The 22,496-nt window shown below is 38.2% G+C and carries 20 protein-coding genes, 4 tRNA genes and 1 pseudogene; 13 read left to right on the top strand and 12 right to left on the bottom strand.

All coding sequences use genetic code 11. The features are described 5' to 3' along the window. Positions 1-72: 72 nt before the first annotated feature. Together purA and lysC are read right to left on the bottom strand one after the other, a co-directional pair. Complete coding sequence (gene purA, locus DV428_RS05420) at positions 73-1,371, bottom strand: adenylosuccinate synthase (protein ID WP_046953488.1); 1,299 nt, start codon at positions 1,369-1,371, stop codon at positions 73-75. A 129-nt stretch (positions 1,372-1,500) separates the two neighbouring features. Continuing rightward, positions 1,501-2,853, bottom strand: coding sequence for a lysine-sensitive aspartokinase 3 (gene lysC / locus DV428_RS05425; protein WP_114908960.1), 1,353 nt, complete (start codon positions 2,851-2,853; stop codon positions 1,501-1,503). Positions 2,854-3,156: 303 nt separating this feature from the next. Between lysC and DV428_RS05430 the strand changes: the two genes are divergently transcribed. From DV428_RS05430 to DV428_RS05450, 5 genes are all read left to right on the top strand, one after another. Then, a tRNA-Met gene (locus tag DV428_RS05430) sits at positions 3,157-3,233 on the top strand. Between the two features lie 5 nt (positions 3,234-3,238). Continuing rightward, positions 3,239-3,323: transfer RNA gene (locus tag DV428_RS05435), tRNA-Leu, on the top strand. A gap of 28 nt (positions 3,324-3,351) precedes the next feature. Beyond that, a tRNA-Gln gene (locus DV428_RS05440) sits at positions 3,352-3,426 on the top strand. A gap of 46 nt (positions 3,427-3,472) precedes the next feature. Further along, positions 3,473-3,547 (top strand) — tRNA-Gln (locus DV428_RS05445). 153 nt (positions 3,548-3,700) lie between these two features. Next, the gene (locus DV428_RS05450; protein WP_114908961.1) at positions 3,701-4,273 is read left to right on the top strand and encodes a DUF2726 domain-containing protein; all 573 of its coding nucleotides are present in this window, start codon (positions 3,701-3,703) and stop codon (positions 4,271-4,273) included. A gap of 93 nt (positions 4,274-4,366) precedes the next feature. On the opposite strand, the gene rplY is transcribed toward DV428_RS05450, so the two are convergent. Continuing rightward, positions 4,367-4,654, bottom strand: coding sequence for a 50S ribosomal protein L25 (rplY, locus tag DV428_RS05455; RefSeq protein WP_005633680.1), 288 nt, complete (start codon positions 4,652-4,654; stop codon positions 4,367-4,369). Positions 4,655-4,880: 226 nt separating this feature from the next. Here rplY and DV428_RS05460 point away from each other — a divergent pair, with 226 nt between their 5' ends. Next, positions 4,881-5,477: a DedA family protein gene (locus tag DV428_RS05460; protein WP_114908962.1), complete on the top strand. Its 597-nt coding sequence runs from the start codon at positions 4,881-4,883 to the stop codon at positions 5,475-5,477. Positions 5,478-5,548: 71 nt separating this feature from the next. On the opposite strand, the gene DV428_RS05465 is transcribed toward DV428_RS05460, so the two are convergent. Next, the gene (locus DV428_RS05465) at positions 5,549-6,163 is read right to left on the bottom strand and encodes a riboflavin synthase subunit alpha (protein ID WP_114908963.1); all 615 of its coding nucleotides are present in this window, start codon (positions 6,161-6,163) and stop codon (positions 5,549-5,551) included. A gap of 42 nt (positions 6,164-6,205) precedes the next feature. On the opposite strand from DV428_RS05465, the gene hmrM reads away from it, so the two are divergent. From hmrM to DV428_RS09800, 6 genes and pseudogenes are all read left to right on the top strand, one after another. Further along, positions 6,206-7,600 carry a sodium-coupled multidrug efflux MATE transporter HmrM gene (hmrM, locus tag DV428_RS05470; protein WP_114908964.1) on the top strand — a complete coding sequence of 465 codons (1,395 nt, stop codon included), beginning with the start codon at positions 6,206-6,208 and terminating at the stop codon, positions 7,598-7,600. 8 nt (positions 7,601-7,608) lie between these two features. Continuing rightward, positions 7,609-8,325, top strand: a complete 717-nt coding sequence (gene sfsA / locus DV428_RS05475) for a DNA/RNA nuclease SfsA (RefSeq protein WP_114908965.1) — start codon at positions 7,609-7,611, stop codon at positions 8,323-8,325. Positions 8,326-8,524: 199 nt separating this feature from the next. Further along, entirely contained in the window at positions 8,525-9,712 is a 1,188-nt protein-coding gene (tyrS, locus tag DV428_RS05480; RefSeq protein ID WP_114908966.1) for a tyrosine--tRNA ligase, read from the top strand. A 512-nt stretch (positions 9,713-10,224) separates the two neighbouring features. Then, positions 10,225-10,467 carry a hypothetical protein gene (locus DV428_RS05485; protein ID WP_065246718.1) on the top strand — a complete coding sequence of 81 codons (243 nt, stop codon included), beginning with the start codon at positions 10,225-10,227 and terminating at the stop codon, positions 10,465-10,467. A gap of 257 nt (positions 10,468-10,724) precedes the next feature. Then, on the top strand, positions 10,725-13,610 hold the full coding sequence (locus DV428_RS05490; RefSeq protein WP_114908967.1) for an autotransporter outer membrane beta-barrel domain-containing protein: 2,886 nt from the start codon (positions 10,725-10,727) through the stop codon (positions 13,608-13,610). A gap of 244 nt (positions 13,611-13,854) precedes the next feature. Beyond that, positions 13,855-14,012 (top strand): annotated as a pseudogene (locus DV428_RS09800) (glycosyltransferase N-terminal domain-containing protein); the annotation flags it as partial. 314 nt (positions 14,013-14,326) lie between these two features. On the opposite strand, the gene DV428_RS05500 reads toward DV428_RS09800, so the two are convergent. The 8 genes from DV428_RS05500 to DV428_RS05535 all read right to left on the bottom strand — a co-directional run bounded on the left by DV428_RS05500 (position 14,327) and on the right by DV428_RS05535 (position 21,172). Further along, a complete protein-coding gene (locus tag DV428_RS05500) occupies positions 14,327-15,274 on the bottom strand; it encodes a ribose-phosphate pyrophosphokinase (protein WP_046939176.1) in 948 nt (315 codons plus the stop codon). Position 15,275: 1 nt separating this feature from the next. Next, positions 15,276-16,217, bottom strand: coding sequence for a 4-(cytidine 5'-diphospho)-2-C-methyl-D-erythritol kinase (ispE, locus tag DV428_RS05505; protein WP_114909583.1), 942 nt, complete (start codon positions 16,215-16,217; stop codon positions 15,276-15,278). Positions 16,218-16,228: 11 nt separating this feature from the next. Next, positions 16,229-16,849: a lipoprotein insertase outer membrane protein LolB gene (gene lolB, locus DV428_RS05510; protein ID WP_065264995.1), complete on the bottom strand. Its 621-nt coding sequence runs from the start codon at positions 16,847-16,849 to the stop codon at positions 16,229-16,231. A gap of 75 nt (positions 16,850-16,924) precedes the next feature. After that, complete coding sequence (locus tag DV428_RS05515) at positions 16,925-18,172, bottom strand: multifunctional CCA addition/repair protein (RefSeq protein WP_114908968.1); 1,248 nt, start codon at positions 18,170-18,172, stop codon at positions 16,925-16,927. A 6-nt stretch (positions 18,173-18,178) separates the two neighbouring features. Next, positions 18,179-18,790, bottom strand: a complete 612-nt coding sequence (locus DV428_RS05520) for a TIGR04211 family SH3 domain-containing protein (protein ID WP_005641802.1) — start codon at positions 18,788-18,790, stop codon at positions 18,179-18,181. A gap of 67 nt (positions 18,791-18,857) precedes the next feature. Next, the gene (locus DV428_RS05525; RefSeq protein ID WP_114908969.1) at positions 18,858-20,120 is read right to left on the bottom strand and encodes an inorganic phosphate transporter; all 1,263 of its coding nucleotides are present in this window, start codon (positions 20,118-20,120) and stop codon (positions 18,858-18,860) included. A gap of 24 nt (positions 20,121-20,144) precedes the next feature. Further along, the gene (locus tag DV428_RS05530) at positions 20,145-20,825 is read right to left on the bottom strand and encodes a TIGR00153 family protein (protein WP_005641798.1); all 681 of its coding nucleotides are present in this window, start codon (positions 20,823-20,825) and stop codon (positions 20,145-20,147) included. A gap of 134 nt (positions 20,826-20,959) precedes the next feature. Beyond that, a complete protein-coding gene (locus DV428_RS05535; RefSeq protein WP_114908970.1) occupies positions 20,960-21,172 on the bottom strand; it encodes an excalibur calcium-binding domain-containing protein in 213 nt (70 codons plus the stop codon). Between the two features lie 163 nt (positions 21,173-21,335). Here DV428_RS05535 and DV428_RS05540 point away from each other — a divergent pair, with 163 nt between their 5' ends. After that, positions 21,336-22,382: a CYTH domain-containing protein gene (locus DV428_RS05540; protein ID WP_114908971.1), complete on the top strand. Its 1,047-nt coding sequence runs from the start codon at positions 21,336-21,338 to the stop codon at positions 22,380-22,382. The last annotated feature ends 114 nt before the right edge of the window (positions 22,383-22,496 follow it).

Below are 22,496 nucleotides of genomic sequence, written 5' to 3' on the forward strand. Positions count from 1 at the left end.
CCTTTTAGTTTTTTGTAAAAACAAGGTAAAAAAAGACCGCACTTTTAAAGTGCGGTCAGAAATTTAAAGCAATTAAGCGGCGAACGGATCACGTAAAATCATGGTTTCTACACGATCAGGACCTGTTGAAAGAATATCAATTGGTACCCCAGTTACTTCTTCAATACGTTTAATATAGTTAATGCAGTTTTGTGGCAATTTATTTACATCTGTGACGCGGAAAGTATTTTCTTTCCAGCCTGGTAAGGTTTCATAAATTGGTTCTACACCTTCCCAATCTTTTGCTGCTAATGGTGCATATTCAACGATTTCGCCATTTGGCATTTTGTATGCAACACAGATTTTAACTTCATCAAAACCATCTAATACGTCTAGTTTAGTCATACAGAAACCAGAAATAGAGTTAAGTTGGATTGCACGGCGAATGGCGACGGCATCAAACCAACCGCAACGACGTGGACGACCTGTTACCGCGCCAAATTCGTTACCTTTACGAGCAATTTCAGCACCCACATCATCAAATAATTCAGTTGTGAATGGGCCACCACCTACACGAGTACAGTAAGCCTTAATGATACCAAGTACATAATCAAGATTACGCGGGCCAAAACCAGAACCTGTTGCAACGCCACCAGCTGTTGTGTTTGAGCTGGTTACATACGGATAAGTACCGTGGTCGATATCCAACATGGTACCTTGCGCACCTTCAAATAAAATGTGTTCACCATTTTTGCGTGCTGTATCAAGAATTGTAGTGATGTCTGCCACCATACCAGTGATTACATCAGCAATTGCCATCACATCATCTAAGGTTTTTTGATAATCGACAGGTTCAACTTTGTAGTAGTTCACCAATTGGAAATTATAGTATTCAAGGATGTTTTTGAGTTTTTCGGCAAAAGCTTCTTTATCAAATAAATCGCCTACGCGTAAACCACGACGAGCCACTTTATCTTCATAAGCAGGGCCAATACCACGACCAGTTGTACCAATAGCTTTTTTGCCGAGAGCTGCTTCACGGGCGTGATCCATAGCCACATGATAAGGCAAGATTAAAGGACAAGCTTCAGAAATTAACAAACGTTCACGAACTTTAATACCACGGCTTTCAAGTTCGCCCATTTCTTTCATTAATGCTTCAGGTGAAACCACAACGCCATTACCAATTAAGCAAGTTACGTTTGGATGTAACATACCAGATGGAATTAAACGTAATACGGTTTTTTCTCCATTAATGATAAGTGTATGGCCTGCGTTGTGACCGCCTTGGTAACGAACTACGTATTTTACGCGATCCGTTAGAAGATCGACGATTTTCCCTTTACCTTCATCGCCCCATTGAGCGCCTAAGATAACAACACTTTTTCCCATAATTTCCGCCTTTTATTCGGTTAAATTAGTCAAATGAACAGCCGTTTACTTTACTCTTTTTCGGCTTTAATCTCAATGATATAAAAGCAAAAGTGCGGTGATTTTTCACCGCACTTTAGGCTTTCGACTTTATTCAAATAAAGATTTGTGTAATGAATGAACGACTTCGTCAGCATGTTCACTTTGCACTAGCATACAAATATTATTAGTACTTGCGCCATAACTAATCATACGCACGTTGTAAGATTGAAGCGTATCAAAAATACGTTTTGCTACACCGGAAGCAATATGTAAGTCATTGCCGATTAATGCAACTAATGACAATCCAGTATCGACTTTTACTGCACAATATTGACGAAGCTCATCTAATAATTCAGTTGAAAGTAATTCCGCTCCTGAAGATGCGGAGCCAGTTTTATCTAAGGTTAGTGCAACGCTGACTTCGGATGTGGTGATTGTATCCACTGAAATTTTGTGTTTAGCCAAAATGTTAAATACATTCGCTAAGAAACCTTGTGCATGCAGCATACTTAAGCTTGAAAGAGTGAGTAAAGTTTGATCTCGGCGTAATGCGATAGCACGGAAAGTTGGACGAGGTTGAGGATCGCGAGTGACCCAAGTTCCGCCCGCTTCAGGTGCTTTGCTTGAACCCACATAAACAGGGATATTGCTGCGTACGGCAGGGAGTAATGTGGCTGGGTGTAGCACTTTTGCGCCAAAGGTTGCCATTTCCGCTGCTTCAGCAAAGCTCATTGTGTCGATGCGTTGTGCAGCAGGAACAATGCGTGGATCCGTTGTGTAAATACCCGCAACGTCAGTCCAAATTAAAACGTCTTTTGCATTTAATACTTCGGCTAACAAAGCAGCAGAGTAGTCGCTACCACCTCGGCCTAATGTGGTTGTTTTACCGCTTGGTTCACGTCCGATAAAACCTTGGGTAATGACTAATTCACCGCGGTCTATTAATGGTTTTAAAATTCTATCACTGTTTGATTGAGTTTGTTCATCATTCGGTGCGGCTTTACCAAAATGGTTATTGGTTGCAACAATTGTACGTACATCAACCCAAGTACCCGATGCGTTTTGTTCACGTAAAATCTCAATAAAGATTTGAGTAGACATCATTTCACCGTGGCTGATGAGTTCATCAGTTAATGCGGGAGAGGTTGCAAGACTGGCCGCTTCAGAAAGTGCGGTAATATTTTCAAGATATTTTTCAATAATCGGACGAACACGGCTGTCGTCTTTTAATTCATTTAAAATATTTTCTTGAATTTGACGGATTTCACCAATTAATTTTTCACGTTCTGTCGCTTCTACACCATTTGCTAACGCGACTAATAAATTCGTTACCCCAGCTGATGCAGAAAGCACGACTACGCGTGTATTTGGATCAGCGATGACAATTTTTGCACAAGCTGTCATTGCTGCATGATTGGCTACAGATGTTCCGCCAAATTTGGCGACTGAGAGATGGGACATAAGATACTCCTTGATGTTGTGTTTTTAGAATAATGAACATTAGAAATAACGATTTAGGCATTTTTTGTCAAATAAATTTTAATTAAAAATAAATAGATGAGTGAGTAAAAGAGAAATTGCGATTAAAGTGCTAAAAAAGCTAATATGATATTGTAGAAATGTATAAAAAATAATTGATGTGTTTTATTAATAATCAAATGAAAGGGAAAATCTAAATATTTTAAAAAAAGTATTTGACGAGTATCGTCAAAATCAGCATAATACGCCCCGCAAAGCCGATATGGTTAGGCAAATTAAGGTAATGGCTACATAGCTCAGTTGGTTAGAGCACAACACTCATAATGTTGGGGTCGCAAGTTCGAATCTCGCTGTAGCCACCAAATTTGCGGGACTGGCGAAATTGGTAGACGCACCAGATTTAGGTTCTGGCGCCGAGAGGTGTGTGGGTTCAAGTCCCTCGTCCCGCACCATTTATCGCTTTGTAAGTCAAATAGTAGTTGGGGTATCGCCAAGCGGTAAGGCACCGGGTTTTGATCTCGGCATCCCTAGGTTCGAATCCTAGTACCCCAGCCATACTATCAAATAAATCTTCTTTATATCTAATCAAAGATTTCTCTGTTGGGGTATCGCCAAGCGGTAAGGCACCGGGTTTTGATCTCGGCATCCCTAGGTTCGAATCCTAGTACCCCAGCCATATTTTTTAAATTCTCATAGTTCTAACAAAAGCTAGTTTTTTTACCTTATTTAAGGTTGTTTTTGCGATCCAGATCCCAAACACGCTTATTTGTAATATAAAGTAATATTCTATTAATGCTATCTTGTTTTCCTGTTCATTTAGGAGAGCAATATGGAATTTTCTTTACAATACATCATTATTTTCATTTTTGTTATTTTATTTATAATTGGCTTATTTTCATCTAAATCGGGATCAACTCGTCGTAATGCAAAGAAGAATCGTCTTTATCTTTCGACAGAAAACAAAATTAATATTGTGAATAAAAATGATCATCTTGATGTCGTTATATTGAGTAAGTATAAAAGAAAAGCCTTGATGAATAAGAGTGAATATCAACTTTTTCTTCGTTTAGAAAAGTTGTTATCTAAAGGTTATCAAGAGTTTCGTTTATTTACTCAGGTTTCAATGGGAGAGTTTTTAGAATCAATAGATAAAGAGGCTTATTTTGCGATAAATAGTAAGCGTGTAGATTTTTTGATTGTAGATAAGAAAGGCTATGCCGTAATAGTAATTGAATATCAAGGGCAGGGACATTATCAGGATAATGCGGCGAAGCGTGATGCAGTGAAACGGGAGGCTTGTCGAAAGGCTGGGGTGATTTTTTTAGAATTTCAGCCAAACTATGGAAAAGCAGAATTAGAATTTGTTGTTGAAAATTTAAAACGTTATTTGATAAAAAATTAAAGTTTAGGTATTTATTGAGAAATAATTAAAATACTTAGAACAAAAAAGCTAAGATTGATATCTTAGCTTTTTTACTTTGTTCAAACTTGTGAATTACGCGCGCTTGAAGTCAATGTGAACCAATTTTGGTTTGAATGGGTGACGTTGCATTGCTTGTACTTTAACTGCAACTTCTTTGCCACCGATCACTAAAGTGATCACTTCAGAATAGAAAGATTCATGTGCTTGCGCGTTGTTTAATTCATCGTGGTTTAAGATGATTGAAACTGGCTCTTCGCTGCCACCATAAACGATTGCAGGGATTTGGCCATTGTGACGCAGGCGGCGGCTCGCACCCTTACCTTGCGCTGTACGAACTTCAGCGTTAAATTTAAATGCCATTTTAATGTTCTCTTTAAATTAATGTTAAAAGAAAGAAAATTGCAGGCGACCCAGCAATTTTCCAAATATTGTTCTCAAAGAATAAGCACTGAGCCACGCTTTGAGACGGCGAATTATAGAATATCCCTCCTTTCAAAGCAAACTTTTTCTAGGTTTTTTACCCTGAAAAGATTAGAATGCTTAGCAGTTTTTACGATATTCATTAAAAAATAAAAGTAGGAAGATTATGGAATTTCTGATTGGATTTTTTACTGAGTACGGCTATTGGGCTGTTCTTTTTGTTTTAATTATTTGTGGATTTGGTGTGCCGATTCCTGAGGACATTACGTTAGTTTCTGGCGGTGTCATTGCTGGGCTTTATCCAGAAAGCGTGAATTCACATTTGATGTTGCTCGTCAGTATGATTGGTGTACTTGCGGGCGATTCTAGCATGTATTGGCTTGGTCGTATTTATGGCACAAAAATTTTACGTTTCCGCCCAATGCGTAAAATCGTGACATTACAACGTTTAAGAATGGTGCGTGAAAAATTCAGCCAATATGGCAACCGAGTGTTATTTGTCGCACGTTTTTTACCCGGTTTGCGTGCCCCAATTTATATGGTTTCTGGCATTACTCGCCGTGTCAGTTACACACGTTTTGTCTTAATTGATTTCTGTGCTGCTATTATTTCTGTGCCAATTTGGGTTTATTTAGGCGAACTTGGTGCAAAAAATTTAGACTGGTTACATGCTCAAATCCAAAAAGGTCAAATAGTGATTTATGTGCTTATCGCTTTACTTGCCCTATTCCTTTTCTGGAAATGGAAAAAATCGAAAAAATAAACGAAGTCATCAACCAAAAGAGCGGTTAAAAAATTCTGTGTTTTTTTAACCGCTCTTTTTATTTCAATAGACTACAAATTTCTCGCTTTTAAATAATTTTCTACTGTATCTACTATGGCTTGTGTTTGTGGATCGATTTCAATATTCACGATATCACCCACTTTACGTTGCCCCATTAAGGTTCGTTGCAAAGTTTCAGGAATTAAATTCACACAGAATTGTGAACCTTTTACTTTACCAATAGTGAGGCTAATACCATCTACGGCAACAAATCCTTTCGCTAAAATGTATTTCATTACATCTGTGCTTGGCAGTTCAAACCAAATTTGTCGGTTGTTTTCACTGGCAATAATGTCTGAAATGGTTGCGGTGCAATACACATGACCAGATAACAAATGCCCGCCGATTTCGGTTCCCATTTGCATGGCTCGTTCGATATTCACATGATCGCCTACTTTCAACAAGCCTAGATTCGTAATTCTTAAGGTTTCTTGCATGAGGTCAAAGCTAACGAGATCGTCGTTAATTTCAGTCACGGTTAAACATACACCGTTATTTGCCACCGATGCGCCAATTTCTAAGTCTTTACGCATTTCAGGTGGTAATTTTACCACTTGTGTTCTAAAATTAGCCTTTTCTGTAATTGAATGAATAGGTGCAGTGCCTTGTACAATTCCAGTAAACATATTTTCTCCTTTTCTAAAAATTTTTCTTAGTATATCAAATTTATGAATTTTCGTCTTTTATCCCAATATCACGCTGATATTAAAAAATTAATTAAAATTTCTTTACCCATTTTGTTAGCGCAAATTGCACAAAACTCAATGGGATTAGCGGATACCATTATGGCTGGTCGCGTGAGTTCTACTGATATGGCTGCCATTTCTGTTGGCGCATCTATTTGGATGCCATTGGTGCTTTTCGGTCAAGGCTTATTATTAGCGCTGCCTCCGACCATTTCTTATTTAAACGGTTCAGGCCAACGCCATCGCATTGCCCATCAAGTTCGCCAAGGAATTTGGCTTGTGTTAGGCGTGAGTATTCCTTTAGGTTTGCTGATTTATTTCTGTGAAATTCCGCTGCAATATATGCAAATGGAAAGCAAAATGTCAGATTTAGCACGCGATTATTTACATGCGATGTTGTGGGGATTGCCTGCTTATTTGATGCTGATTAATTTTCGTTGTTTAAATGATGGGATTGCCAAAACCAAGCCAGCAATGGTCATTACCTTCTTAGGTTTAATGCTGAATATTCCGCTTAATTACATTTTTATTTATGGAAAATTTGGTATGCCTGCTTTTGGTGCGGTGGGCTGTGGTATTGCGACAGCCATTGTAAACTGGGCAATGTGCTTAATGATGATGTTCTATTCCTACACGAATGCTCAAGAACGTTCGCTAAAAGTATTTAGCCAATTAATTGAAATGCCGAATCCCAAAACGCTTAAAAAACTACTGCGTTTAGGCTTGCCCATTGCTATTGCACTTTGTTGTGAAGTGGCGTTATTTGCCCTCACTTCATTAATGCTTTCTCCGCTAGGCTCAACCGTTGTGGCGAGCCATCAAATTACGTTGAATACCAGCTCTTTCATTTTTATGTTCCCCCTATCAATTGGTATGGCAACGACAATTTTAGTTGGACAAGCATTGGGCTCTGGTTCACCACAAAATGCGAAAAAAATGGGCTATGCCGCATTATTATTAGGGCTAACGGTGACAATTATTACCGCATTAATTACGATTTTCTTCCGTTATGAAATTGCCTCTATTTTCGTAACCGATGAAATTGTCATCGCCATGGCGGCAAATTTATTATTATTTGCCGCACTTTATCAATTTTCAGATACCATCCAAATGGTGGTTGGAGGCATTTTACGAGGCTATAAAGATACCAAAGTCATTTTATACATTACCCTTTTCTCTTATTGGGTAATTGGGGTGCCACTGGGTTATACGCTCGGTCGTACAGATTGGCTTGTGCCACACATTGATGCGAAAGGTTTCTGGATTGCCTTTGTGGTCTCACTCACTTTTGCAGCGATTTTACTTTCTTTGAGAATGAAAAAAATGCAAGCCATGAGCGATAACGCCATTTTACAACGTTTAGAAAAACTTAAATAAGGAACTTTATGCAACTTCCAGTTTTACAATCGGCGACATTAATTCGTCGTTACAAACGCTTTCTTGCGGATATTGAACTGCCAACCGGTGACGTGATGACAATCCATTGTGCTAATACAGGCGCGATGACTGGGTGCGGTGAAAAAGGCGACACAATTTGGTATTCACATTCCGATAGCCAAACCCGTAAATATCCTCATTCTTGGGAACTCACTCAACTTGAAAACGGGCAACTTTGCTGTATCAATACGCATCGTTCTAATCAGCTTGTCTTTGAAGCACTGCAAAAGAAGCAAATCAAGGAATTGGCAATGTATAACGAAATTTATCCTGAAGTGAAATACGGCGAAGAAAATAGCCGAATTGACTTCCTATTAAAAGGTGAAGGCTTACCCGATTGTTATGTGGAAGTGAAATCCATCACCTTAGTGAAAGGAAATTTAGGAATGTTTCCCGATGCGGTTACTACGCGTGGGCAAAAACATGTCCGTGAATTACTAGCAATGAAAAAACAAGGTCATCGTGCAGTAGTATTATTTGCTGGGTTACATAATGGTTTTGATCGTTTCAAGATCGCAGAATATATCGATCCCGAATACGATCGCTTATTAAAAGAAGCAATGGAACAAGGTGTTGAAGCCTATGCTTATGCGGGACAATTTGAAATTTCTAATGGAATTCCTACCGCACTTTCCTTAACAGAATCGGTGCCTTATATAAAATAATATTTTTTTGAGAATTATTTTCATTTAGTTGTTGACAAAGTTATTGATAACAATTATCATCTAACCATTCCAACAACAATATTAGATAATCACTCCAACATTCCCGCCTATTTCCCCACAAATAGGCGTTTTTTTTATTCACAAATCGCCAAGAATCCCTATAATAAAACCTTTCAAAAAACATAATTAGGAAATAATAATGACTGACATTAATACCGTTCTCGCGGAACTAAAGCGCGGTACTGATGAAATCCTTTCAGAAGCGGATTTAATCGAAAAACTGAAAGAAAATCGCCCATTAAAAGTAAAATTAGGCGCCGATCCAACCGCACCAGATATTCATTTAGGGCATACCGTTGTATTAAACAAATTACGTCAATTTCAACAACTCGGTCATGAAGTCTATTTCTTAATTGGTGATTTCACTGGAATGGTAGGCGATCCATCGGGCAAAAACGCCACGCGTCCTCCACTCAGCCGTGAAGATGTATTGCGTAATGCTGAAACCTATAAAGAGCAAATTTATAAAATTCTCGATCCACAAAAAACCAAAATCGTCTTCAACTCTGAATGGTTAAGCAAACTTGGTACAGAAGGGATGATTCGTCTTGCAAGCAACTACACCGTTGCGCGTATGCTTGAACGTGACGACTTCAAAAAACGCTTTGGCAACAATCAACCCATTGCCATCCATGAATTTATTTACCCATTACTGCAAGGCTACGATTCTGTTGCATTAGATGCCGATGTGGAACTAGGCGGTACAGACCAAAAATTCAACTTACTTGTTGGTCGTGAATTACAAAAATCAGCAGGCAAAAAACCACAGGTTGCGATTACACTCCCATTACTCGTTGGCTTAGACGGCGAGAAAAAAATGTCTAAATCACTTGGTAACTATATCGGCGTAACGGAAGCACCAAGCGATATGTTCGGTAAAGTGATGTCCATTTCTGATGAACTCATGTGGGATTGGTATAATCTTCTTTCATTCCGTCCATTAAGCGAAATTGCACAATTAAAATCGGAAGTAGAAAATGGCAAAAATCCACGCGATGTAAAAATCTTACTGGCAAAAGAATTAATTGCACGTTTCCACAATGAAGATGCGGCAAATGCAGCAGAACAAGAATTTATTAATCGTTTCCAAAAAGGCGCGATGCCTGATGAAATGCCTGAATTTACGTTTTCTGGCGAAATGGGTTTAGCTACTTTATTAAAAGAAGCGGGACTTGTTCCTTCCACTTCAGAAGCAATTCGCTCTGCTCAACAAGGCGGCGTGAAAATCAATGGTGAAAAAGTCGATAACGTAAAAGACAATGCACCGAAAGGTACAAATGTTTACCAAGTGGGTAAACGAAAATTTGCGCGTGTAACGGTTGAATAAAGTAGATACAGCTAAATAAAGTAAATAAAAAAATACCGCACTTTGGCAATAAAAGTGCGGTATTTTTTATAGAAGTTTTAATTTAGTTAAACATCGCAGAAATAGATTCTTCGTTGCTAATGCGACGAATAGCTTCAGCTAGCATGGAAGAAAGTGTTAATACACAAACTACCCAGAACATCTTAAAATTCATTAAATATCAATATTTTAACTTCTTATCTTTACCTCCCATCTTTAGTGCAAATTTTAAACGGTCGCGAGGGAGTATACTCCCTCTTGTTCTCTCTTTACAGAGAGAACAAAACACCTTGGAGAAGAAATTTTTTCTCCAAAGTGCCTATATCTGGGATACTAAAGTTTATGTATTCATTAGAGGTAGGAAATAGTTGGTCGTAAGCCACAAAATATATTGTAGCTTGTGAAGTTTATTTTTAACTTAGAGGAGGATATTCTCATGAATAAACAATATACGTGTAGATACTTATTGGCAAAAGTGATACGGAGTAACGCTTATGAAAAGAAAAGCAAAAAATCGTTCTACACGTAAAGTAGAAAAATCAAAAACTGCATTTTCTAAAGAAAATGGTTCATTCGTTCTATGTGGCTTTAATGGTTTCTTCTTTTACAACAGAAAAGGAAAATCATTCCCTCTAGTTCTTTATTGTGTCATTAAATATGCAGTCGGTTTTATAGGTTTTATTGGTGCAGCGAAAATTCTAGATTTATATCAGGTTTTCAGCTTATGCCCAATATAGCAAGAGAACCTAAGGAGTAAATAATCATATATTGCAATTATTTTAATTTTATCAAAAATACAAAACGATCCTTGAGCCTGTATTTAGACACCTTGTCTAACTATTTAAGCCTGAGTTTTGTATCTAACGAAGCTGAAATTACTCACACTTAGACTAATTCTTTAACAAATTAGGAATGGTCTTAGAGACCGTAATTTCAGCTTTTTTACACTTAAATATCTTTATTAAATTAATCCAACATTACGCAGGCAACCTAAATGAACAAAATCTTTAAAACCAAATACAATTATCTCACTAAAAATTCTGTCGTGACATCAGAATTAGCGAAAAACAGAGGTAAATCTGGTTTGGTGAAAACCGCCTTAGTGATTGCTGCTTTGTCAGCTTCTCACTTTTCAACAGCAGTTACGATATATAATAATGAATTTGTTGGCGATTTACATAAAAATGCAGATGGCACATTAACTTATTCAGGAAGTGGAAATGATAGATCTCTCTACGAGATTGATAAATTAGAGATTACTGGAGCTACTCCCAATACCGCATCTTTGGGATTAAACCTAGACTCTATTGGATATGATTTTGGAGATAAATTTGGTTTAGGTTTAAATTTAAGTCAAGATCAGTATGAAAGAGAATTTTATAATGGACGTATTAGATTGTTTCTAGATAATGCAGATTCAATTAAGGCGATTGGAGAAAATAGCGTAGCGGTTAAAGTACTTGATGAATTTAAAAAGGACAAACATGACCCAACATTTTTTACCCTTTCTAATGAAGAGAAAGCTGATAAAATTAAAGAGCTTTATAAAAATCTTTATACTGATATTGGGATAGAGAATCATGGTACCATTTCTTCCGAAAAAGGGAATGCTATTGATTTTTCTGCCTTTAATCGTACGGATTTATTTGGTAAAGTGGTTGAGAATCTTAACCTTTATGTAAGGCCAGACGTAGAGAATTATGGAGTGATTTCTGCTCAGGAAGATAAAGCGGCATTTATTGGTTCGGATTATTATGACAGACTTTGGTTACGTAACTATAGTAAAATTGAAGGAAATATTTACTTAGGTAAAGGCGATGATGAACTATTTGTAGATAAAGGAGCTGATATCTCTAAAGTAAAAGTATTGGATGGGTCTTATAAAAATAATCCTGATGCTCTAGATAATATGGAGTATAATCATATGGGTATCTATGGGCTAACGTTAACTGGTAGTAGTGAAAGTGTAGGCAGTTACGAAGATAAAGCAATTCGTAATTTTCAGAGTATTATTCTTAACAGAAGTATTTTAAATTTAACTGGGAATATGATTGGTAATTCTGGTAAAATTGGTGTGATTTCTATAGGTTATAATTCTAAGTTAATAATTGCTCCTAAAAATACCCCTTCAAATATTAGGCTTGATTATTCTGTTGAAAACTATAACAGCATAATTGATCTCTCTAAAAATGATCTTCCAAATGATACTCTAACTATTAGTGGCGATTATCGTAAATGGTATGCTGATCAAGAATACACTGGCGAACTTCGCGTTAACACTTTCTGGCATAACCCCGATATCCAACAAACTGATAAACTGATTATTGAAGGCAATCACAAAGGCACCACCACCGTTAAAGCCTACTACCAAGGCAACAAGAGCATTTTCGGTGATGTAACCCGTTCGGATGTAGAGAAAAACGGTGGCTTATTAACCCCTGTGGTGGAAATTAAAGGCGAAGAAAAGGGCAAATTTGAAGGTACTGCCCCAACCACAAACGCAGGCGAAGCCCAATTAGTGCGACATGGCAATAACTATTATTGGACGTTAACAGCATTAGAACAACCAGCACCACAGCCAGAACCAGTACAACCTGCACCACAACCAGAGCCAATGCAACCAGTGCCGCAACCAGAACCAGTGCAACCAGTGCCACAGCCAGAACCAGTGCAACCAGTGCCACAGCCAGAACCAGTGAAACCAGTGCCGCAACCTGAGCCAGTACAACCAGTGCCACAGCCAGAACCAGTGCAACCTGCACCACAACCTGAGCCAGTACAACCTGCACCACAACCAGAGCCAGTACAACCAGTGCCGCAACCAGAGCCAGTACAACCAGCACCACAACCAGAGCCAGTACAACCAACACCGCAACCAGCGGTGCCAGCCAACAACGGCCCGATGATTTATGCGGAACAGATAGCTGGCTATGTACAAACTCAACGCATTGCTAGGGAAGCATTATTGCAAGAAAACGGTAAATTGCAAACCCGAATGGGCAGCTTGCAAGCACCGTTAACACCGCAAACTTGGGCACGCGTAGGCGGTGGCTATACCCAAGAACAGGGCAAAGATCGTTTAGCTTATAAATCGAAAGCAAAACTTGTGCAAATCGGCTCAGATTTATTCATGAACAGCAATGAAAATGGCATTCGCCGCGGCGGTGTGATGGTATCGTTCAACCGTGCGGATAACAAATTCTACGACAAATACCACGCCCAAAATGGCTATATTGTGGCGGATAAATTGGTGGGCAAAGGCAAGTTAGAAACCGCAACACTGGGCTTATATTCCACTTGGTATGGCAATAACGGCTTGTATTTGGACACCTCCGCAAATGTGGGCTGGATTGGGGCGAAATACACCACACAAAACGGCAACAAAGCGAAAAATCACGGCTTCAGCTTTATGGCAAATACTGAAGTGGGTAAGAAAATTGCGATTTCTACTGATGGCAGATGGAATTTTGTACCACAAGCACAACTCACCTTGCTTGAGACCAAAATGGGCGGATTTAATGACGGCATTCGTGATATAAAATCCACCCATCAAACCGTATTACGCGGACGTGTTGGGGCAGGTGTGAGCTTTAATGCCGAAAAAGGCAAAAACGCCAATAGTTTCTTTGCTTCACTGAATTTGGTGCACGATTTTATGGGCGCAAAAACCGAATTAGAGGTAGGGCGTGACCGTATTACCGAACGTTATGCCCCAACCTTTGGTGAAGTGAGCATCGGCGGCGTTTTACCATTGGGTAAACAGTTATCGGCGCAGGCAAATCTGAATTATACCCGTGCATTAAGCAAAACCAACACCTTGTTTAGCGGCAGAGGTAAGGAAGCTTATCAAGGATATGTTGGTTTGAAATATATTTGGTAATTGTCGTCGGCATATTTTCCAAAATGGAGGACGACAAGGTTAAAACAAGCGGTCAGAAAATTCTGACCGCTTTGTAAAATTAAGGGCTAAGTTCTGGCGAGCTTAGCCTTTTCTTTTCCTTTTTCTTCCCCCTAGGCTTTTCTTTGTCCTCTTCGATTTTATTCTAGAATAACGCCCAATTATCGAAAACGTTTATGCGAATGTTATGGAGTTTATTCCAATTTTAAAGCTAACATCAAATGGTACTACTGTGACGCCAACAGGTTCGGCAGGTGTAAAAGGGCATTTGGCGAGAGCGTATCGCACTTTTATCTGTCTTACGATCTGCCTGCTGCAATTGTTCGCTTTATTGATTTTGTACAACCTAAATTAATGATCGTGATTGAAACTAAACGCTTTCCATATAATCATCAGATATAATCCAAGATCAAGGATGTTTATACTGGCTAGAGTGTACATGGTTTATCCAAAGTATGAGCCATCAGGGAAATTGTTATGATAGTTCAGCTATTGAAAGTTTTCTGGGAAAAATACAGTCATCGATTTTTAATTATCTCTAAATTAGAGAAGGCATTATGTATAACGAGAAGCAGATAAAAACAAGTTTAAAGAATTTGAGCTCTGCATTATACAGAGCTCAATATTTTAAGTAATTTATGAACAACCCACTTTATGGGAGCAGTTCAAAGTGCGGTATTTTTTATTGAAATTTTAATTTAGTTAAACATCGCAGAAATAGATTCTTCGTTGCTAATGCGACGAATGGCTTCTGCTAGCATGGAAGAAAGCGTAAGCACGCGAACTTTACCGATCGCTTTCATTTCTTCTGATAGTGGAATGGTGTCAGTCACAACAATTTCATCAATGGCATCGCTGGCTAAGTTTTTGGCTGCTGCACCAGAGAAAACGGCGTGAGTTGCATAAGCAAAAACACGTTTTGCTCCACGTTCTTTTAATGCTTCAGCGGCTTTACAAAGCGTACCGCCAGTATCAATCATATCATCTACCAAAATACAATCACGGTCTGCAACATCACCGATAATATGCATTACTTGTGCTACGTTTGCACGAGGGCGACGTTTGTCAATAATAGCCATATCGGTATCGTTTAATAATTTAGCTACCGCACGAGCACGTACAACACCACCAATATCTGGAGATACAACAATTGGATTTTCAAGATCAGATTTTTTCAAAATATCGTGAATTAAAACTGGAGAACCAAATACGTTGTCTACTGGAATATCAAAGAAACCTTGGATTTGTTCTGCGTGTAGGTCGCAGGTTAAGACACGGTCAATACCAACAGTTGAAAGTAAATCTGCCACAACTTTAGCGGTAATTGGTACACGAGCCGAACGAACACGACGATCTTGGCGAGCATAGCCGAAATAAGGAATCACGGCAGTAATACGACCAGCAGATGCTCGACGTAATGCATCTACCATAACAATCAATTCCATTAAGTTATCATTGGTTGGCGCACAAGTTGATTGGATGATAAACACATCCGCACCACGCACATTTTCATTGATTTGAACTTGGATTTCACCATCGCTGAAACGTGCGACCGTCGCATCGCCTAGCGAAATATATAAACGTTCAGAAATACGTTTTGCAAGTTCAGGTGTTGCATTACCCGCGAAGAGTTTAATGTCAGGCATTTTATAAAACCTCAGGTTTAGATTGTCGATGAGTATAAGTTGATGATAGCTGCTTCAACATTGCGTGCAAGGGAGAAACATTGAGTCCTTTCGCAACAAAGCCAAAAAATGCTTCTGGTTTTTGTCTAAATACCGCTTGTGCTTTTGCTTCATGATCAAATTCAGCAAAAACACATGCTCCCGTTCCTGTTAATCTTGCCGGCGCATATTGTAGCAACCAGTTTAGCGCTTTTTCAACGTTTGAATAATGATTTATCACAACTTTTTCGCAATCGTTTACATAAGGCTCGCTCAAAAGTTGTTCTAGGGATTTTTTCGGTGTATTACGTGGTAAATTTGGATCTTGAAATATCACAGCTGTCGATATTGAATCATCGGGTTTTAATACAACAAACCATTTTTCAGCAGGTTCACAATAAGTGATTTTCTCCCCGACACCTTCAGCAAAAGCAGCGTGCCCATGTACAAATACTGGCACATCAGCGCCTAGTGTTAATCCTAATTTTGCCAATTCATCAATGGATAAATTAGCTTGCCATAAATAATTTAACGCGACTAATGCGGTTGCAGCATTAGACGAACCTCCGCCAACACCGCCTCCCATTGGAAGAATTTTATCTAAATGAATATTTGCACCCAATTGAATATTGGCTTTTTCTTGTAAAAGTTTTGCAGCTCGATAAATTAGATTATCTTCAGTTTTTAGATTTGGAATTTCTGGCGTTAAAACAATTCGATTATCTTCTTCACGGATACTCATTTCTAACCAATCGCCGAAATCTAAAAATTGAAAAAGTGTTTGTAATTCATGATAGCCGTTCGGCAATTTTCCGTTGATATAAAGAAATAAATTCAGTTTGGATGGGCTAGGGAAGCGCAATGGCTTCCCATTTGATTGTGTTGTATTTTGACAAAGTGCGGTAGAAAATTGATGTGATTTCATTAATGTATTCATTAGTAAATCCACTCATCCACGCGAATTTTTAGAGTTTGTTTCGTGCTGTCATTTTTTAGCAGAATATTTTCAGGCATCGAATTATTTGAGTGATAAGTTAGATAATCTGCAGTCCATTGAGAACCATCTACATGATAAGTAAATGCGCCAAGTAAATGATTGGTACCGACTTGATAATCCGCGTTCATTGCCGGTTGACCTTTCAACCAATACGCTAAGTGTTCTAATGGCACATCCATTCCAATAATCTCTTGTAATAATAGTTTGGCATCGGCTGCAGATTGTTGATTGCCGTTGTTATCGGAAATTGTCATTCCACTTTGATGCATTTGAATCCAAAGGGTAGATTTACTGATTAAAGAATAGAGTTTAAGCGTATAAGATTTCGGATTTTGGTATTGCCATTCAAAGCGGCTAGAAAAACGTTCTGTTGGACTGATATAACCAATTTGTCCTTTAGCTTGGTAGGATTGAATTTTTTGAATCTTTTGTAAATGCTGTTGCCATGTGGCGTCGGTTTTATCGATATATTGCACGTTGACTGGACGGTCAGCATCCATCGTACAGGCTGTAAGTATGCTGGTTACAAAAAGTGCGGTGAGAAATTTAAACGTTTTCATATTATTCATCAAGTTAATAAGCTCGCGTATTTTAAGGATTTAGTTTAATTGAGTAAAGTTACTTTTATTTGTTAATTATTTGGGATAATTTTCTTTTGTTTGTTTAACCGCTAAGATTCTTCGTTTCGTCAATTCATTTCTGATTTCTTGTTTCTCAAATCCATCTGCAATAACTTGCTGTACATCTACTTCATTTGCCGCTTGTAATAATTGATTGATGTAATCTATTTGTGGATAGTTTTTATTTTCAAAACCTGTTCTACCTCGCGTATCAGCTAGACATACTTGTAGAAATTCTTGAAAGCGTTGTGGTTTTCTCCACACATCAAAACGATTAAACAGCGTTATGACGGTTTCAGCTCGAAGCTCAAAGGCTTTGTGAATATGCGTATGAAATTCACAAGTTAGTTCTGCAAGTTCTTGAAAATAACTTGGTACTTTCAAGCGTTTGCACAATGATCTTGTTGGTTTTATGCCAGCTTGCTCATGTCCATAATGATGAGGAAGAATATTTTGAGGTGTAAGAGCCTTGCCTAGATCATGACAAATTGCGGTAAAACGGACCGCACTTTTATTTAGGATAGGGTTATTTTCAGTCAAATTAACCGCTTGTTTTAATACCAACATGGTATGAATAAAACTATCTACTTCTGGATGATGTTTTGCTGGATTTGGCACACCATAAAGGGCATCGATTTCAGGAAATAAAACTCTTAATGCACCTGTTTTATGTAAGGTTTCAAAATAAATTTCAGGATTTTTTTCGTTTAAGGCTTTTTCTGTTTCTAGCCAAACGCGTTCCGCCGTGAGATGTTGTAATTCTCCCGATTGTGCAAGTTCTGCCATTAGGGATAGCGTTTCCGATGCGATTTTAAAACCGAGAGAATGATAACGGGCTGCAAAGCGTGCTACGCGTAATACTCGTAAAGGGTCTTCTGAAAAAGCGGGAGAAATATGGCGTAAAATTCGATTGTCTAAATCTTGTTTTCCGCCATAAGGATCGATAATTTCACCGTCTTCGCTTTGAGCCATGGCATTAATAGTGAGATCTCGTCGAATTAAATCTTGTTCTAATGTAATTGTTGGGGAGAAATCACAAATAAAGCCAGTATAACCTACGCTAGATTTACGTTCTGTTCGGGCAAGCGCATATTCTTCTTTTGTTTTAGGATTGAGAAAAACCGGAAAATCTTTGCCTACTTGTTGATAACCGAGAGAGAGTAGCGTAGCGGGGTCTGCGCCTACCACAATCCAATCACGATCTTTTACCGGTAAACCTAATAATTGATCGCGAACAGCCCCACCAACCAAATAAACTTTCATTCGTGATTATGCCCAGCCATCGCGACGGCGACGTTTTGGTAACACATAAGGAATGAGCAAACCGAAGAGTAAGCCTACACCCAATACTGAACCGCCATAAATAAACCATTGGATTGCAATTTCTCGTTTACCTGCATCAAGCATCGCTTCTAAATCACGATTTTTATTTTTGGTCATTTCAAGTTCGCGTTTCAGTTGAGAATTTTGTTCTAAAAGATCCGCACTTTGTTGCTCAGCTTGTTTGGTTCGACGTTGCATTTCGACAGTACGTTGTTGCCAATCGCCATCTAAACGACTAAGTTTTAAAGTTAATTCTTGGACTTGAGCTTTTAATTTTGGATTTTCTTCTTTACTACTTGGCGTGTTGCTTAAGTCTGAATTTAAAATCCAAGCTTCACGATTTTTATTGTCGCGAATGAGTGTGTATTTGCCTTGACGATCTAATACATTCACCGCTTCTCCAGCTTGAATTGAACCTGCAATTTTAAATTGTTCACCGGCACCGCGGCGTAAGAACGTACTGAGATTTTCAGTAACATATTGCGTTTCTGCATGAGCAGTTGCAATACCTGTACCAAGTAACGCGCAAGATAAAAGAGTATTGTAGATTTTTTTCATGCTTTCTCCTTAAAAATAAAAACAACAAAAGTGCGGCTGAATAAACCGCACTTTTTGTTGCAATAAATTAATTAAACACCGCACGCAGTAAATAGAAGATAATAATTGCGAAGAATGCGCCGGCTGGTAAAGTGATTATCCAAGAACTAATGATGTTTCGGATAACCGTTAAATTGAGTGCCGCAATACCGCGAGCAAAACCGATACCTAAAATTGCCCCAACAAGTGTTTGTGTTGTTGAGATTGGCAAACCTGTACCGGATGCAACTACAACGGTCATCGCGGTGGCAAATTGAGCGGCAAAGCCACGGCTTGGCGTTAAATCGGTGATCCCAGATCCAACTGTCGCCATCACTTTTTGTCCCATAGTAATTAAGCCCACAGCAATACCTAATGCACCTAATGGTAAAATCCACCAAGTTAAAGTTCCGCCTAAAACAATTTTACCGCCTTGTTCTACGATTGATACAACCGCTGAAAGTGGGCCAATTGCATTGGCTACATCATTAGAACCATGAGCGAAAGCCATCGCACAGGCGGTTAATAACATTAAAATGCTGAAGACTTTTTCTACCGCGCCAAAAGTCCCTTTGCTTGCAGATTGAGTGAATGTTTTGCTTTTAAAATAGAAATGGAAAAACAGCATGCTTACAAGGCTAATGATAAGTGAAATGACCAAAGTTTCTTTATTGGAAAGATTTAAACCAACATGTTTTAAACCTTTTGTCATGGTTACGATACACAACACAAATACGGTTATCCCCATGTAATAAGGACCATATTTTTGTGCATTTTTTAGAGGATGTTCGGTATCAAAAATAAGTTTTTGCGTACTTGCAAAGATTGCATAGGCGAGAATACCTGCAATGACAGGTGTGATGAACCAGCTACCAACGATGCTGCCAATATTTGACCAATCTACTGCGCCAGGGCCAATCGTAATGCATGCAAACCCAATAATTGCACCGATAATAGTGTGAGTACCTGAAACAGGCCAGCCCATTTTCGTTGCAATAAATAACCAAGCACCAGAGGCAAATAAAGCAGAAAGCATACCTAGTGCTAAAATATCGGGCGTATCCACAAATCGCATTGGATCGATTACGCCACTTTTAATCGTTTCTGTTACTTCACCACCGGCTAGATATGCGCCAGCAGATTCGAAAATTAACGCGATAATAATTGCTTGTTTGGCTGTTACAGTACCAGATCCTACAGATGTACCCATTGAGTTTGAAACATCATTGGCTCCAATACCGAAAGCCATAAAAAAGCCGAAGGCTGCTGTAATCCACACCAACCATGAACCATATTGACTAATAACTTCCATAGTTAATTTCCTATGTTTTGTTGATTATGAACGCGCTAGCATTAATTCAATGCGTGAGCCAACACGTTGTGCTTGGTCAGCTAGCACGCCAACCCATTCAATAATTTTATATAAGAACATCACATCAATTGGGTTATAACGGCTTTCTATGGTGTAAAGCATTTTACGTAATTTGATCTGCATTTGGTCGGTATCATCTTCAATTGCATCGAGTTCTTGAATCATATCGTTAACTAATTTTAGTTCGCGGCCTTTAAAACCGGTTTCTAAAAGTTGATCCATTTCTTCGATTACTCGATGAGCTTGATGAATGGCATCTAAACTACGTTTTACGTAATGTAAGAATTCTTCCTGCATTTCTTCAGGAATACCAAATTGACGACCAATCATACGGCCTGCAATATCTTTAGCAAAATTTGCTAATTTATCTTGTTGCGTGACTAATTCTAAGAGATCAGTACGATCGATAGGTAAGAATAAACCACGTGGCAATTTCAAACGAATCTCACGTTTCAAGCTATCCGCTTCACGTTCACGCTGAGAGATTTCTAAGCGTTTTTCTTCCGCTTTTTCCCAATCCTTTGAGAAGGTGGTTTCAAAAAAAGGAATTAAAAGATCGCAACATTCAGTGACTTTTTCCGAATGCTTTTGCAATGGTTTTAAAGGCGAATGGGCAAATAATCCGAGAATATTATTCATTGCCATAAGTGATTTACTCCATAAGGGGTTAAAAATTCGTGCGCATATTACCCGATTTTTATTAATAATTAAATGTATTTTAGGGGGCGATCCCTTCACTGAAAAGGAAAAGCCGAATTTTTCATCTTTTCAATGTATCATTAATATTTCTTACAACGCGATGAGCCGTATTTACTACCGCCAGGCAAGCATTCACAGGCTTCACCATCGCGATCTCGATCCAAATGATAAGCATGGTGGTTTTCATAATAGCGTTGTGCTTCTTCTTGTGTATTAAAATCTGAACAACGAACGCCAGCATTTATAGGCAATGTGATGCTTAGAAGCATAGAAAATAGAAACAATTTACTCATAGAGATCCTTAATTAATTAGTTATTTAAAATTAAGTCAAATTATAGCCCTTTATGTTTATTTTACGATGTTTAATTTAAAGGAATATAAATCTATAAAACGCTTGATTTATCTATTTTTATCTGTATATTTGAACAGTTTTGAGTTGAAGGGAGTATAATTTTATGAGTAATGAAGTTGAAATTAAATTAGCGGTATCTGACCAGGCATTTAATGAATTAGAAGAACATTTAAAATACTTTACTTGTTTAGCGCATAAAAAACAGTTTCTGAGCAATACTTATTATGATTATCCTGATCATTTCCTTGCTAAACAAAAGATGGGATTACGTATTCGTCAAGAAGATCAAGAACTTACATTAACGCTTAAAACCAATGGCGAAGTTGTTGGTGGATTGCATAGTCGCCCAGAATATAATTTACCATTAACCGAAAAAGAAACGCCAACCAATGCCCAATTAAGAGAACTTTATCCTTTTGAACAATTACCTAGTTCTACACTACAACCTATTTTCTCCACAGATTTTAACCGCACTTTTTGGTTAGTTGAATTTCAACAATCCAAAATTGAAGTGGCGTTCGATCAAGGCAAAATTATTGCAGGCGAATTTGAGCAACCTATTTGTGAAATTGAGTTTGAATTGAAATCTGGCAATGTGCAGGATCTTTTTGATTTTGTGGAAACTTTGCCTTTCGAAAGAGATATTTATTTTAGTAGCGCAAGTAAAGCGAAGCGTGGTTATTTGCTGGGTTCAAAACAATTTTTAACAGATTGGTTAAATAAATGGCGTGATTTCTTAAAAGAAGAACGAGAAGAAAGTGCGGTAGATTTTTGTGCAAAATTTAATTCTGTGTTGAAAATGGAACAGAAACTTTTGGAAGAAACCTTATCATTTTCTTCCGCACTTTTTAGCCAAGATTTTATGAAAACAGTGGAGCGAGTAGGGGCATTTTTTAATCTTTATCATTATTATGATGAAAATGGAAAAATCCTAGAAACAGTGGCAACAGAGAAACAAAAAGAAACGCTCTTACCTGCTTTGTTAGAAAGCAATCAGAAAATTTTTTCTGAAATTCGTGATTTGATTCGTTTTCATAGTGAAACGAAAGACAATGAAAAAACTATTGAAAAATTGACCGCACTTTTGAAAAGTCGAGTTTATTTTGAGCGAATGATCAAATTAATGGAATTATCTTATGACCTAGGGTAGGTATACCCTAGGCTAATTTCAGTGCTACTCCGTTGGAGTAGTTTGATGTTCCCCAAAGGGGGAACCATTATAAGCATAATTAACCGTGGGTATACTTACCCACGGGGAATACGG

This window comes from Haemophilus haemolyticus (genome assembly GCF_003352385.1).
GTDB lineage: Bacteria > Pseudomonadota > Gammaproteobacteria > Enterobacterales > Pasteurellaceae > Haemophilus > Haemophilus haemolyticus_I.